This is a genomic window from Neolewinella xylanilytica, assembly GCF_002934605.1.
Taxonomy (GTDB): domain Bacteria; phylum Bacteroidota; class Bacteroidia; order Chitinophagales; family Saprospiraceae; genus Neolewinella; species Neolewinella xylanilytica.
On sequence record NZ_PTJC01000005.1, the window covers coordinates 1,723,729 to 1,737,500 of the forward strand.

Genomic DNA, 13,772 nt, shown 5'->3' on the forward strand with positions numbered 1-13,772 from the left:
GTTGACCATGCCCGTACACCCGAGAGGTCTAGGCCGCGCCTATCTTCTTTCTGCCTGCTTAGGGCTGATTACCCTCACCTTGTCGGCCCAGCCAGCGGTCGAAACCTACTACGGTCGGGTAGTCGGAGAGACTTCGGCGGACGGCACCATCAACATCTTTCGAGGGATCCCCTTCGCCCGGCCTCCGATTGATTCGCTGCGGTGGCGAGCTCCGGAGCCTCCCGATTCGTGGACCGGCACCAAAGTCTGCACCACCTTCGCCGCCAGCCCCATGCAGCGCAGTCCGGAGCCATTCAGCATGTGGAGCGAGGAATTCCTCATTCCCAAAGAGCCCATAGGGGAAGACTGCCTCTACCTCAACGTTTGGTCCCGGGCCGGTGCCACCCAGCAGCCCGTGCTGGTGTGGATCTACGGGGGCGGCTTTAACAGCGGGGGCAGCGCCGTGCCCATTTATGACGGGGAGGCCATGGCGCGGGAGGGGGTGGTCTTCGTCAGCATCAACTACCGGGTCGGGCCCTTCGGCTTTCTCGCCCATCCGGAGCTCAGTGCTGAGGCCCCTTACGGCAGTTCCGGCAACTACGGATTACTGGACCAGATCGCCGCCCTCCACTGGGTGCGCGACAACATCGCCGCCTTTGGCGGCGACCCGAACCGCATCACGATCGCCGGACAGTCGGCCGGGGCCGCCAGCGTCAACGCCCTGGTCGCGTCCCCGCTCTCCTACGGACTCTTTCACCGCGCCATCGCTGAGAGCGGGGGGCTGCTGACGCGGGAGCCCGTGAGCCTGGCCGCCGCTGAGGATAATGGCCTGCGCTTCGCCGATTCCCTGGGAGGGACCGATCTGGAGGCTATGCGTGCCCTCCCCGCCGCCACGATCCAGGCGACCCCCGCCCCGCTGCTGCGGCCCATACTCGACGGCTACGTGCTGCCGCTGCCGGTAGCGGAATTACTGGGGCCGGGGCGGGCCCGTGAGGTAGAGTTGCTTACGGGCTGGAATGAAAACGAAGGCCTGCTGCCCGGGCCGCTCGTCGATGCGGCGGCTTACCGCGCGCGCATTCGCGAACGTTACCCGGACCGGGCGGAGGAGTACCTGTCCTACTACCCGGCCACCAACGACAGTATCGCCCGACGGTCGCAGGAGGATGCGGCCCGCGATGCTCTTTTCGGTATTCAGAACTACGGCTGGTCCAACCTCCACGCCGGCTATTCGGACCGGCCCGTCTACCTCTATCGCTTCACCCGGCGGGTCCCCGGCGAAGGGAAGTACGCCGACTACGGTGCCTTCCACACCGGGGAGGTGCCCTACGCCTACGGCAACCTCGACCGGGTGGACCGCCGCTGGACCCCCGTCGATCACGAGTTGTCCGAAACCATGCGTACCTACTGGGTCAACTTCGTCAAGCACGGCAACCCCAACGGTGTCGGGCTGCCCGCCTGGCCGGCCTATTCCGCGGCGCGGAAGGAAGTGATGCTCCTGGGCGACCGGGTTCGGGCGGAGCTGCTGCCCGACGCCGAGCGCCTCGACTTTATGTTTTACCTGCAAAGTTTGGATGAATGAATTATCGCCACTGGCCGTTGATCGTGCTGCTCCTGCTCCTGTTTGGCTCGCTGGCCGGGGCGCAGGTGACCGAGCGGACCGCCCGTCCCTGGACCTACTGGTGGTGGATGGGCAGTGCCGTAAACAAGCAAGACATTACCCGTCAGCTCGAGCAGTTCGCCGCGTCAGGGCTGGGCGGGGTACACATCATTCCCATTTACGGGGCAAAGGGCTACGAGGACCAATTCCTCGATTTTCTCTCCGAACCCTGGATGGAAATGGCGGCCTATACCATCACCGAGGCCGACCGCCTCGGGATGGGGGTGGACCTGTCCCTCGGCACGGGATGGCCCTTCGGCGGGCCCTGGGTCGATGCCAGCCACGCCGCGCGTAGCCTCACCGTGGATACCTTTTCGCTAACCGCCGGGAGCGCTTTTCTGCCGGACCCGGAGCGGTTGGCCGACCAACTGCAGCTCCAGGATGTGGAAGCCGTATTTGTCACCGACGGCCGGCGGCAGTATAATCTGTCGCCCTTCCTGGGAGGGGGCCGGGACGCCTGGGCGGTGCCCGCCGGCGACTGGCGGGCGGTGGTCTTCGGCGTCCGCCCCACCGGTCAGCGGGTGAAGCGGGCCGCGCCGGGGGGCGAGGGCCTGGTAGTGGATTACTTCGACCGCGGCGCCGTGGACGAATACCTGGCGCACTTCGATTCCGTGTTCTCCCAATCGGCTAATCCACCGGAGGTGCGGGCCATCTACCACGACAGCTACGAGGTGTACGGGGCCCAGTGGACGGAAGCGTTCGCCAGTGCCTTCCGGAGGCAGCACGGTTACGATGTCCGGGCGAGCCTGCCCCTGCTTGCCGATACCTACCACCGGGATCGCGGCTTGTTGCTCCATGATATTCGCGCTACCATCTCCGAGCTGCTGTACGAATCCTTCGCCCGCCCCTGGACGCGGTACGGAGAGCGGGCCGGCTGGCTCACCCGCTACCAGGCCCACGGTTCCCCGGGCAATATCCTCGACCTGTACGCCCTGGCTACGATCCCGGAAACGGAGTCCTTCGGCTGCGCGGAATTCGGGATTCCCGGCCTGGCCTGCGACCCCGACTTCGAACCCGAGACCTTCGGCCGGCCGAGCACCCTGATGACGAAGTTCGCCTCTTCCCCGGCCCACCTTTACGGCAAGCCGCTGGTCAGCTCCGAAACGGGTACCTGGCTGGGCAACCACTTTCGGGTGTCGCTGCGGCAAGTGAAACCCCACCTCGACCAGCTGTTCGTGGGCGGAGTGAATCACGTGTTCTTCCACGGCAGTACGTACTCGCCCGCGGAGGCCGGCTATCCGGGATGGCTGTTCTACGCGTCCACCAATTTCGGGCCCACCGCCCACTTCTCCGACGAGCTCCCCCTGTTGAACGACTACATCGAACGGTGCCAGTCTGCCCTCCAGGCGGCCCGGCCCGACAACGACGTACTCCTCTACTTTCCCATTCACGATCGCTGGTCTTCGTCCGACGAGGATATCCTGCTGCAACTGGACGTCCACCACAGCGAGGACTGGTTTGGCGCCACCCCCTTCGGCCAGACCGCGGAAGAACTGCTGGAGGCCGGCTACGCCTTCGATTACGTCTCCGACCGCCAACTGGCCTCCTTGCGGACGGATGCAACCGGTGGGGTAAGCCTGGACGGCCGCGCCAGCTACCGGGCCGTCGTGGTGCCGGCAACGACCTACCTGCCCGAGGCAACGCTGAACGTATTACACCAACTGAAGCGCGGCGGCGTGGAGGTGATTTTTCTCGACCGACTACCGGCCGCGTATCCGGGGCTGGGGGCGGATCGCCGCATTCCGGCCGATAAGCTTCGTGGACTTACCGCGGTGGCCGACGTGGCGCCTGCGCTGGCCGAAGCGGGAGTGCGTCCGGAAAGCGTAAAGAAGCTTGGTCTCGACTACATTCGCAAGCGCACCGACACAGGCGGCCTGTACTTTCTGACCAACCTGTCCGACCGCTTCGACCGGGGCTACGTTACCCTTTCCGGTGATTACCGGAGCATCGTGCTTACCGATCCGCTGACCGGGGCTTCCGTATCGATCGCCACCCGCGACAGCTTCTTCCTCGAGCTGCCGCCGGGGAAATCCGTGCTGGTCGAAACAAGTACGAACGAAGCCGCCGCGCCAGCGAGGGATTTCCTCCGCGTCAGCGACACCCTGGCGATCGAGGGTCCGTGGACCGTAACCTTCGACGACACCACCGGCCTGCAAGTCCGGGAGCGGTATACGCCGGAGCGGCTTACCTCCTGGACCGACTGGGACGAGGACCTTGCCTTCTTTACCGGCAAGGCTACCTACCGCACCGATTTTACCCTGGATGCAGCCGCGTTGGGTGCCGCGGGTTACCGGCTGACCTTCGATGGGGTGCACGAAAGCGCGGAGGTGATCCTGAACGGGGAGCCGGTGGGCACGGTATGGGCCTTCCCGAACGAGCTCGACCTGCCCGCCAACTTGCTGCGCGAAGCGAACCAGCTCACCATCGTAGTACAGAACCTGTCGGCCAATTATATGCGCCGCTACGATCGCGAGCACCCCGAGTGGAAGAACTTCTACGACATTAACTTCGTCGACATCACTTACCGCCCCTTCGACGCGGGTGCGTGGCCGCCGGCTTTATCGGGACTGACCGGCCGGGTGCGGCTCCTGACCCGGGAGTGAAGCGACAGGTACCTATATTCGCATCCTGATTGTTCGTTGCACCTGCGTCCGGCGCCCTATGAAGTACGTTTTCTATTTTTTGCTTTGCCTGATTGTCCTTCCCCTTAGCGGTCAGTCCGCCGTCGATGAAGACAAGCTCGGCGCATGGTACATGTACTTCTATTCCCATTCCTTTGGCGACGGCCCCTGGGGCATCCAGGGTGACGCCCAGTACCGCAACTGGAACCTGGGGGGCGATCTCGAACAATTGTTGCTCCGCTCCGGCCTGACTTATTCTCCGACCGACGCGGGCATCACCTTCACCCTGGGCTACGCCAACGTGACGAGCGGAGCTTACGGTGACAGCGACGCCACGAGTGGGGAAAGCCGGATATACCAGGAAGCGCTGTTTCCGCAGCGCATCGGCGGCCGCTTTTTGCTCACCCATCGCCTGCGCTACGAGCAGCGCTGGGTGGAGGGGCAGGATGTCCGTACCCGCTACCGCTACAATCTGTTCGTCAACGTACCGCTGAACGCCACCGATTTGGGGAAGGGCGTCATCAACCTGGCACTCTACAACGAGGTGTTCCTCAACGGGCAACTGGACATCGGTGACGGACGCAGCGTACAGTATTTCGACCGCAACCGCCTGTACCTCGGCCTGGCTTACGGCATTACCGACCGGCTGCGCACCCAGCTAGGCTGGATGCGGCAAACGACCGTCGCCGTCGACAAGGCCCAGCTCCAGGTGAGCTTGCACCACAGCTGGTGAACCCGGTTGGCCGTTTCCGACTTGGAGCTGTATGGACAATACACCGGAGGAGCAGGAGTCGAAATCCCTGCCCGACAAAGCGGCCGAGACCTACCAGTGGTGGGATAACCTGGCCACGATTCACGCAGAAGACCCCTTTCTCGTCGGTGCCGCTAAAATCGGCCTGCGGCTGTTCGGCGTCATCGTGCTGCTGGCCCTGTCGCCCGTCATCCTGCTTGGCCTCCTCATCGCCTTCATCACGGTACTATGAACGTCCTCCGTAACCCATGGTGGTGGGCCGCCGTACTGCTTTTCGTACTCCACCAGCTGCTGCAGCGGGTGCTCGGCTACCCGCTGGAGCTGATCGATAGTTATTTGGATCCCTTCCTGGCGCCGCCCATTCTGCTCGGGCTTTGGTTGTGGGAGCGGCAGCTGGTATGGCGCGCCCCCTACCTGCGGTGGTACGAAACGGCGGTCGCCGTACTCGTGCTGGCCGTCATCTTCGAGGAGGTCTATCCCCGCTACAGGGAGGCCTTCCGCTACGACGTTTGGGATTACCTCGCTTACGGCCTGGGGGCGGTCTACTTCTACTTCCTCATCAACGTACCGCGGGAGGACGTGAAGCCGGGAGTGAGGCGGTAGTAAAACGGCGGGGCGCCGGAGCGCGGGTGAAACGAATACCATCAAACGGTGTTGCGCGGAACCACCTTCGGTCTACCCCCTGATCTTCCGCGATAGTGGGTGAGGTGACCCTAAACGAAGTCCGTTCGCTACGCACTGTTGCTGCTTTTACCCGCCATCGCGGAAGCCCCGCAGGCTACGGTCTGCGAACTCACCGACCAGTACCCCGCCGTTTTCATTAGCTGCATTGGAACGGGACCGGTCCGCTGTCCATCAGTCACCGCGAACTCTACGGGCGGATGCAAACGCAGCTGCAGCCACGATCGACGCGGTAGCCGAACGTACACCGGCGCTCGACGAGCCGGCCGACGCCCGCCCCGCCGCGGTCGCGGCCCACGCGGACCTTGCCCCGGATGCCCGCGCCGGCTTCGTACCCGACCGGGAATCGCTCGGGCTCCTGACCGCCCGCCACCTGTAGTTCAGTATCCGCCCTGGCGAGCGGAATGCCCGGACGGGGGAGACCGACACCGTCACCCAGGACCTGTCGATCGCGGTACGGGCGATGATCGGCAGGCAACGCCGGATGACGCGGTTGTTTCTGAAATAACAGGTCCGGCTTCTCCGTTCGCCGTCCATCGCTCTCGGGAACCAACTGCTGGAAAATCGCCGGTGCCTTACCTCGTTGCGGGAAATACCAACCGTGAGCCTGCCGTCGTATCGTACCTTTACCGGACGATGGTCCCTATCCCACCGAATGAAAATGCCAGATTGGCCAACCTGCGGGAGTTCGATATCCTCGACACCCTACCCGAAGACGAGTACGACGATCTCGTAACGTTGGCCGCCGAGATTTGCCAAACGCCCGTAGCGCAGATTGCGCTGGTCGATGAGGACCGGCTGTGGTACAAGGCGGAATACGGCTTCCAAATTCCGGGGCGACAGATCCCCAGGAATGACGGGTTCTGCACCCATACCATTCTGGAAAAGAACCGCCCGCTCATCGTTTCCGACATGCGCGTCGACGAGCGCTTTCGCCACAATCCTTTCGTTGCTCAGGACCCCAACGTGGTTTTCTACGCCGGCTTCCCCCTCTGTTCCCGCGAAGGGTACCCGCTGGGCTCGCTTTGCGTGATCGACCTGGAGCCCCGGCAGCTTAGCGAGGGGCAACTCAACTCCCTGCGCCGGCTCAGTAACCAGGCCGTCAAGCTGCTCGAGCTGCACCGGTCGGTACGGGTAAGCCAGGACCGGCTGCGGGAGAAAGAATACGCCTACCGGCTGCTCAGGGATTTCAGCCACATCATCGCTCATGACCTGAAGGCGCCGGTCCGCAACATCCGCCAGGTAGCGGAAATTCTACGGGAAGATCATCAGCGGGAGCTTTCGGCGGAAGCGGCGCACTTGTTTGCCATCATCGAGAGCCGGGCCGCGGATGCGGGTCGAATGATCGAAGGAGTTCTCCGGTATAGCAAAGTTTCCGGTAGCATGGACGCCAAGAGCGAGCCGGTGGTTTTGGCCGACCTTATCCCCCTGATCGCCGCTCAGGTGGGGAAGGAAGCGTGCCGGATAGAATACGTCGGCAAGGTCGAAGCGCTGAACATCTCCCCCATTGCGCTGAAGCATATCTTTCAGAACCTGATCGGCAACGCCGTGAAGTTCAACGACAAGCCGGAGGGCCGGGTCGTTATCGACAGTTGGTATACGGAGGGCGTCGGGTGCACCTTTACCGTTAGCGACAACGGTCCGGGCATCCCCGAACGGGAAATCGGCGCCATTTTCCAGTTGTTCCATTCCGCCGGCGAGGAGCACCTGCGCGGGCATGGCGTCGGCCTGTCGATCGTGCGTCGGCTGCTGGAGGATTTGTCGGGTAGCGTTTCGGTAGCATCGAAGTTGGGGGAGGGGGCGACATTCACCCTGGTCATTCCCTCGCGGCCGATCTCCGCGCCGACCCAGCTCCTGCGGCCCTAGGCGCGCAGACGGGTCGGGAAATATCGTATGTTTGCCGGGGTGAGGCATTCCGACAACGAAGAGAAGCGACTAGAGGAACTGCGTCGCTATAAGATACTAGACACGCTGGCCGAAGAGGAATACGATGAGCTGACCTCCCTGGCGTCCCAGCTATGCGGAGCGAAGGTGTCGCTGATCAGCCTGATCGACCGCGACCGCCAGTGGTTCAAGTCACAGGTCGGCTGGGATCTCGGGGTGCGGCAGACGACCCGTGACCTAGCCTTTTGTTCGCACACCATTCTCGACCCCGATCGACCCCTGGTTGTTCGGGACGCCCGCGTCGACGAACGCTTCCGCCACAATCAGCTGGTCACCGACGATCCGAATATCGTATTCTACGCCGGGATGCCGCTAGTGACCCAGGAAGGGTACGCGCTGGGCAGCCTCTGTGTTATCGATCACGAACCCCGGGACCTTAGTGCGGAACAGTTGGCGGCCCTCGAGAAACTTGCCCGCCAAGTGGTGCGGCTGTTTGAATTAAGGCGGGCGGTGGACCGGAGCCACAAACTGCTGCGGGAGCGGGAAGCCGCGTACAACGTGCTGCGGGATTTTAGCTATGTTATCGCCCACGATCTCAAGGCGCCGGTACGCAACATCAGCCAGGCCGGTGAATTCCTGGCCGAGGATTACGGCGACTTATTGCCCGAGGACGGTACGGCGCTCATCGGGATGATTCAGCAGCGGGCGAGCGATGCCTCCCGGATGATCGAGGGCGTACTGAAGTACAGCAAGGCCGCGCACACCCTCCGCATCGAAAATAACCGGGTGATCGTCCGCGACATCATCGAACAGGCCGTGCGCCAGGTGGAGGTGCCGGCCGGTTGCGCGGTGGAATACGTCGGCGAAATCGAAACGTTGCACACTTCCCGGATCGCAATGCTGCAGATCTTCCAGAACCTGATCGGCAATGCCCTGAAGTTCAACGACAAGGAAAGTTGTTCCGTCCGGATCTCCTCGCACCTGGATGCGGATGAGGGCTACGTTTTCGCCGTCCAGGATAATGGCCGCGGCATTCCTCCCCAGCACTTGGAGGCCGTGTTCCGGCTCTTTCATTCCGCCGTGTCGGATAACGATGCCATGCGCGGGCACGGCGTCGGGCTGAGCATCGTAAAGCGGCTGGTCGAGGCCCTCGGCGGGACGATCCGCATCGCGTCGGAGGAAGGCCTGGGATCGACCTTCACCTTCACCATCGCCGACCACTGATTCGACGAATAGGGAGCGGTTTGCCCGTACCGGCAAACATCCGCTCCCGGGCGAACGTAGGACTAACATGCGTACGTTTTGTTATCTCCTTTTCTTTCTGCCGGGCATCCTCTGGAGCCAAAGCGGAGCTCCGGATACGCTGCCCACCCGGGACACGGTGGTGCAATCCGTTCCTACCAGCCTGCCCGATACCCTTGCCCTCGGTGAATACGCGGAAGCCTACTTCCAGCTCGAGCGGCTGAATACGGGCTTACCCGACCGACCCACCACCATCAACCTGCGCACGCCGCAGGCCGCAATGGAGCACTTCATCCTCTCGGCGCGGGAGGGGGATTTCGCCAGCGCGGCTTTCGCCCTTAACCTCAATCTTATGCCGGCCCGTGTGCAGCCACAGGAGGCTGCCGTGCTGGCCGAAAAGTTGTCGTACGTCCTCGACCAGCGGGTATCGCTGAGTTGGGATGCGCTGCCGGACCGGGCGGACGGACAGGTAAATGTTGCCTCCGCCGGGAAGCAAGCCGTGGCCGGTCAGCCCCGGCGGCTGATCTCGTTCGGCCAGCTGAGCCAGGGCGATCGCGACATTCAACTCAACCTGCAGCGCGTACGAGTAGGCGAGCAGGCGCCGATATGGGTGATCGCCGCGCCGACGGTGGAGAACATCGAGGCGCTGTACGCCGAGTTCGGGCCTACGTGGCTGGACCGGAACGTGCCAGACTGGGCCGACCAGATCGTTTTGGGCATCTCGCTATGGAAGGTGGTGGCGGTATTGTTCCTGGGCTTCCTGTGCTACCTGTTGTTCCTCTTGATCCGCACCATTACCAAACGCCTGCTGAACCGCAGCGAGAGCGAGTGGCTGACCGACCTGAGTACGCACATTGCCACGCCTACGGCCCTGGCCCTGTCGATCTTCGTCTTCTACCTCTGTATGAATAACCTGCTGAGCATTGCCGGCGGGTGGTCGCCTTACCTCTACGCCCTGCTGCTGGTGGTCGTGGTGGGGACGGTCACCTGGCTGGTGATGAGCGTGATCGATTACGTCATGGAGCGGCTGACGGAAACCCAGGTCGAGGATGTCAGTGACGAGGAGAACATGGAGAGCCGGCGGACGCTGACGACGATCAGCGTGGCCCGGCGGGTGATCACCTTCGTGGTCATCGTAGTGGGCATCGGGGTCATTACCAGTCAATTCCCCTCCTTACAGAATCTGGGGGTCAGCTTGCTGGCCTCCGCGGGACTGGCCACCATCCTCCTCGGTATCGCCGCTCAGCCTACGTTGGGCAACATCATGGCCGGGCTACAGATCGCCATCACGAAACCGGCGCGTATCGGCGACAGCGTCATCTTCGAAGGCGAATACGGCACCATCGAGGAAATCCGCTTTACCTACCTCGTCATTAAGACTTGGGATGCCCGGCGGCTGATCATTCCGTTGAAGTACTTCATCACCCATCCCTTCCAGAACTGGAGCATGAACGACCCCCACATGCTCAAGCCCATCGTGCTCCACGCCGACTTCAAAACGGACGTCGACCGGGTCCGGGAAAAGTTCTCCGAGCTGCTCAAGGGCCACGACCTCTACGACGGGGAAAGCGAACCTAGCGTGCAGGTGGTCGACAGTGACACTACGGCCATGGAGATTCGCTGCCTGGTGTCGGCCCGTGACTCCAGCAGTGCCTGGGAGCTGCACTGCGACCTCCGCGAGGGGATGATCCGCTTTCTCGCCGGCCTTTCGGACGGTACCGCTTTGCCCCGGGAGCGGGAGCAAAAGGTCGTGGAATAACCGCCGTTCCGGCCCCCGTGCGAAATTTCCCCTGTTTTTCAGTGACTTACAGGGGTGGTTAACGAAAATAATGAGCGTAAACGCTTGTTTCTCGCCGGGGATAATCTTACCTTTGCGTCCGCTTTCGTGACCGCGTCTCCATCAGGGCGGCGTTGCGGCTGCGGTAAATCAGTTAAAATCAAGTATTTCCAGTGAATACACTATCCTACAAGACGCAGTCGGCCAATACCGCCACCGTCGAGCGCAAGTGGCACGTGGTAGACGCAGAGGGAGAGATTGTCGGTCGCCTGGCCACCAAGATCGCCCGCGTACTGCGTGGTAAGCACAAGCCCGACTACACTCCCCACTTCGACAACGGCGACCACGTCATTGTTATCAATGCCGATAAGGTCCGCTTTACCGGTCAGAAGTTCAACAAGAAGGTCTACCTGCGTCACACCGGCTATCCCGGTGGACAGCGCGCGGCTACCCCCCGCCAGATCATGGACCGCAAGCCGGAACTCGTGCTGGAGCACGCCGTAAAAGGCATGATGCCGAAGACCAAGCTCGGCCGCGCCCAGTATAAGAAGCTCTACGTTTACAACGGCCCCGAGCATCCCCACACCGCACAGCAACCGCAGGAACTGAAGTAGAAGAATCATGGAACAAATCAATGCAATAGGTCGCCGCAAGGCCGCCGTCGCCCGCGTCTACCTTATGCAGGGTAAGGGCAATATCACCGTCAACGGTAAGGACTACAAGAACTACTTTCCCCAGACGCACGTCCAGGGCAAGATCGTTCAGCCCTTCCAGGTCATCGAGGTGGACAACAGCATCTACGACCTGAAGGTCAACGTAGACGGTGGTGGCTACAAAGGCCAGGCCGAAGCGATCCGGATGGCAATCAGCCGGGCTCTCGTGAAGCTGAACGAAGACTTCCGCAGCCCCCTGAAGAGCAACAAGCTGCTTACCCGCGACGCCCGCGTCGTAGAACGTAAGAAGTACGGTAAGCCCAAGGCCCGTAAGAGCTTCCAGTTCAGTAAGCGCTAATCCCTACGGTAGCACCGTACTACAAGGGTACGGTACTATCGACGGCAGCGCTTTATTCATCCGTAATTCAAAAATCCCCGGCTGGCTCGTCCTGCCGGACACTAATAAAAATCAATGGCTAAGCCAACCCATCAGCAGCTTCTGGAGGCCGGCGTCCACTTCGGCCACCTGCGCCGTAAGTGGAACCCCAAGATGTCGCCCTACATCTTCACCGAGAAGAACGGCATCCACCTCATCGACCTGAACCGCACCCTCGAGAACATCGACCGCGCCGGAAACGCCATGCGGCAGATCGCCCGTGCCGGTAAGAAGATCCTTTTCGTGGCCACCAAGAAGCAGGCTCGCGACATCGTGACCGCCGCCGCCCGGGAAGTCAACATGCCCTTCGTCACCGACCGGTGGCAGGGTGGTATGCTGACCAACTTCAACACCATTCGCCGCTCCATCCGTAAGATGCAGAATATCGAGCGGATGCTGGCTGACGGTACCCTCGACAGCGTTACCAAGAAGGAACGCCTCACCCTCACCCGGGAGCACGACAAGATGAACAAGGTGCTGGGCGGTATCGCTGACATGCAGCGGATCCCCAACGCGATCTTTGTCGTCGACATCGTACACGAGCACCTCGCCATCGCCGAAGCCAAGAAGCTCGGTATGCGCACCTTCGGTATCGTGGACACCAATGCCGACCCCACCAGCGTCGACTACGCCATCCCCGGTAACGACGACGCCAGCAAAGCCGTTGGTGTCATCACCAATTACCTGGTCGAATGCATCAAGGAAGGCCTCTCCGAGCGCAGCGAGGATAAGGACGCGAAGGAAAGCGCCGGTGAAGAAACCGAAGCCGCTACCGCGGAGTAGGGTTCAGGGTGGTAGGTAGTGGAAGGATAGTACGGTAGGCTTTGTTACGGAGGCTACCGCACTACGTACTTAGCACGACCAGCTACTCCCATACTTCCGGTTGGCAACGCCAATCATTCGCGTACTACGCTTCAATTAACCGAAGAATATAAAATTAATAACAGAATGGCCATTAGCGCTCAAGACGTAAAGAAATTACGGGACATGACCGGTTCCGGTATGATGGATTGTAAGAAAGCATTGGCTGAGGCCGACGGTGATTTCGACAAAGCCATCGAGGTACTGCGTAAGCGCGGGGAGAAAGTCGCCGCGAAACGGGGAGACCGCGAAGCCAACGAAGGCGTGGTCATCGCCCAGGTATCCGACGCCAACGATTTCGGCATCGTCATCCGGTTGAGCAGTGAAACCGACTTCGTAGCCAAGAACGACGATTTCGTCGCCTTCGCCCAGAAGATCGCCGATATCGCCCTTACCGAGCGTCCCGCCGACATCGACGCCCTGCGTGCGCTTAAGATGGAAGGCAACCTTACCGTCGGCGACAAAGTCACCGAGATGGTCGGCAAGATCAACGAAAAGATCGATGTCACCGCCTACGAGCAACTGGAAGCCCCGATGGTGGCTCCTTACATCCACAGCGGCTACCGTGCCGGCGTGCTGGTCGCCCTCAATAAGCAGGACGAAAAAGCATACGATGCCGGTCGTGACGTAGCCATGCAAGTGGCTGCCATGAAGCCCGTCGCCGTCAGCAAGGAAGGCATCGACGAAGCCACCATTACTCAGGAACTCGACATCGCCAAGGATCTGGCCCGCCAGGAAGGCAAGCCGGAGGATATGCTCGAAAAGATCGCCAAAGGTCGCTTGAATAAGTTCTTCAAGGAGAATACCCTCGAAGAGCAGGCCTTTGTAAAGAGCGATAAGCAGTCCGTAGCTCAGTACCTCGACAGTGTGGAAAAGGGACTCAAGGTGACCGATTTCAAGCACGTCGCGCTTGGATAGGATTCCCAGCTAAACTTCTTAGGGGTCGACTTCCGTTAAGGAAGTCGACCCTTTTTGCGTTGAACTTGTTGTGTGACCGTTAAATACAGCTATTCATGACTGCCACCCTGAAATCCTTTCAAACCAACATCAACTGCGGTAGCTGCGTACGCAGCATCTCGCCCTTCCTCGACGAACTGGATGGGGTGACCATTTGGCGGGTCGATGTGGAAGACGACCGGAAGGTGCTTACCGTGGAAGGTACCGCTTCCGACGCCGAGATTATTCGGGTAGTCGAGGATGCCGGCTACGATATCCGCCCCCTGAATTAGG

The 13,772-nt window shown here is 61.4% G+C and carries 13 protein-coding genes; all 13 read left to right on the forward strand.

Translation table 11 applies throughout. The features are described from left to right. Positions 1-7 precede the first annotated feature (7 nt). The 13 genes from CLV84_RS06820 (at position 8) to CLV84_RS06885 (ending at position 13,771) form a co-directional block, all read left to right on the forward strand. The gene (locus tag CLV84_RS06820; RefSeq protein ID WP_104418968.1) at positions 8-1,558 is read left to right on the forward strand and encodes a carboxylesterase/lipase family protein; all 1,551 of its coding nucleotides are present in this window, start codon (positions 8-10) and stop codon (positions 1,556-1,558) included. Next, positions 1,555-4,239 (forward strand): glycosyl hydrolase, encoded by a 2,685-nt coding sequence (locus tag CLV84_RS21775; RefSeq protein WP_170067600.1) that lies wholly within the window; start codon positions 1,555-1,557, stop codon positions 4,237-4,239. The genes CLV84_RS06820 and CLV84_RS21775 overlap by 4 nt, the downstream gene beginning before the upstream one ends. A 58-nt stretch (positions 4,240-4,297) precedes the next feature. After that, positions 4,298-4,990 carry a DUF2490 domain-containing protein gene (locus tag CLV84_RS06830; RefSeq protein WP_104418969.1) on the forward strand — a complete coding sequence of 231 codons (693 nt, stop codon included), beginning with the start codon at positions 4,298-4,300 and terminating at the stop codon, positions 4,988-4,990. A 31-nt stretch (positions 4,991-5,021) separates the two neighbouring features. Then, positions 5,022-5,240, forward strand: coding sequence for a hypothetical protein (locus CLV84_RS06835; protein WP_104418970.1), 219 nt, complete (start codon positions 5,022-5,024; stop codon positions 5,238-5,240). Beyond that, the gene (locus tag CLV84_RS06840; protein WP_104418971.1) at positions 5,237-5,611 is read left to right on the forward strand and encodes a hypothetical protein; all 375 of its coding nucleotides are present in this window, start codon (positions 5,237-5,239) and stop codon (positions 5,609-5,611) included. The genes CLV84_RS06835 and CLV84_RS06840 overlap by 4 nt, the downstream gene beginning before the upstream one ends. A 714-nt stretch (positions 5,612-6,325) precedes the next feature. Next, positions 6,326-7,555, forward strand: coding sequence for a sensor histidine kinase (locus CLV84_RS06850; protein WP_104418973.1), 1,230 nt, complete (start codon positions 6,326-6,328; stop codon positions 7,553-7,555). A gap of 39 nt (positions 7,556-7,594) precedes the next feature. Further along, a complete protein-coding gene (locus CLV84_RS06855) occupies positions 7,595-8,797 on the forward strand; it encodes a sensor histidine kinase (RefSeq protein WP_170067601.1) in 1,203 nt (400 codons plus the stop codon). A gap of 67 nt (positions 8,798-8,864) precedes the next feature. Further along, entirely contained in the window at positions 8,865-10,574 is a 1,710-nt protein-coding gene (locus CLV84_RS06860; protein ID WP_104418975.1) for a mechanosensitive ion channel family protein, read from the forward strand. Between the two features lie 191 nt (positions 10,575-10,765). Next, positions 10,766-11,206, forward strand: coding sequence for a 50S ribosomal protein L13 (gene rplM / locus CLV84_RS06865; RefSeq protein WP_104418976.1), 441 nt, complete (start codon positions 10,766-10,768; stop codon positions 11,204-11,206). A gap of 7 nt (positions 11,207-11,213) precedes the next feature. After that, positions 11,214-11,603: a 30S ribosomal protein S9 gene (gene rpsI, locus CLV84_RS06870; protein ID WP_104418977.1), complete on the forward strand. Its 390-nt coding sequence runs from the start codon at positions 11,214-11,216 to the stop codon at positions 11,601-11,603. A gap of 114 nt (positions 11,604-11,717) precedes the next feature. Continuing rightward, complete coding sequence (gene rpsB / locus CLV84_RS06875) at positions 11,718-12,464, forward strand: 30S ribosomal protein S2 (protein WP_104418978.1); 747 nt, start codon at positions 11,718-11,720, stop codon at positions 12,462-12,464. 165 nt (positions 12,465-12,629) lie between these two features. Beyond that, entirely contained in the window at positions 12,630-13,460 is an 831-nt protein-coding gene (tsf, locus tag CLV84_RS06880; protein ID WP_104418979.1) for a translation elongation factor Ts, read from the forward strand. A 95-nt stretch (positions 13,461-13,555) separates the two neighbouring features. Continuing rightward, on the forward strand, positions 13,556-13,771 hold the full coding sequence (locus tag CLV84_RS06885) for a heavy-metal-associated domain-containing protein (protein WP_104418980.1): 216 nt from the start codon (positions 13,556-13,558) through the stop codon (positions 13,769-13,771). The last annotated feature ends 1 nt before the right edge of the window (position 13,772 follow it).

What these genes read in the sequence shown, in the direction of transcription:
- CLV84_RS06820 (WP_104418968.1), top strand. Translation starts at nt 8, where the DNA reads ATGCCCGTACACCCGAGAGGTCTAGGCCGCGCCTATCTTCTTTCTGCC.
- CLV84_RS21775 (WP_170067600.1), top strand. Translation starts at nt 1,555, where the DNA reads ATGAATTATCGCCACTGGCCGTTGATCGTGCTGCTCCTGCTCCTGTTT.
- CLV84_RS06830 (WP_104418969.1), top strand. Translation starts at nt 4,298, where the DNA reads ATGAAGTACGTTTTCTATTTTTTGCTTTGCCTGATTGTCCTTCCCCTT.
- CLV84_RS06835 (WP_104418970.1), top strand. Translation starts at nt 5,022, where the DNA reads ATGGACAATACACCGGAGGAGCAGGAGTCGAAATCCCTGCCCGACAAA.
- CLV84_RS06840 (WP_104418971.1), top strand. Translation starts at nt 5,237, where the DNA reads ATGAACGTCCTCCGTAACCCATGGTGGTGGGCCGCCGTACTGCTTTTC.
- CLV84_RS06850 (WP_104418973.1), top strand. Translation starts at nt 6,326, where the DNA reads ATGGTCCCTATCCCACCGAATGAAAATGCCAGATTGGCCAACCTGCGG.
- CLV84_RS06860 (WP_104418975.1), top strand. Translation starts at nt 8,865, where the DNA reads ATGCGTACGTTTTGTTATCTCCTTTTCTTTCTGCCGGGCATCCTCTGG.
- rpsI (WP_104418977.1), top strand. Translation starts at nt 11,214, where the DNA reads ATGGAACAAATCAATGCAATAGGTCGCCGCAAGGCCGCCGTCGCCCGC.
- rpsB (WP_104418978.1), top strand. Translation starts at nt 11,718, where the DNA reads ATGGCTAAGCCAACCCATCAGCAGCTTCTGGAGGCCGGCGTCCACTTC.
- tsf (WP_104418979.1), top strand. Translation starts at nt 12,630, where the DNA reads ATGGCCATTAGCGCTCAAGACGTAAAGAAATTACGGGACATGACCGGT.
- CLV84_RS06885 (WP_104418980.1), top strand. Translation starts at nt 13,556, where the DNA reads ATGACTGCCACCCTGAAATCCTTTCAAACCAACATCAACTGCGGTAGC.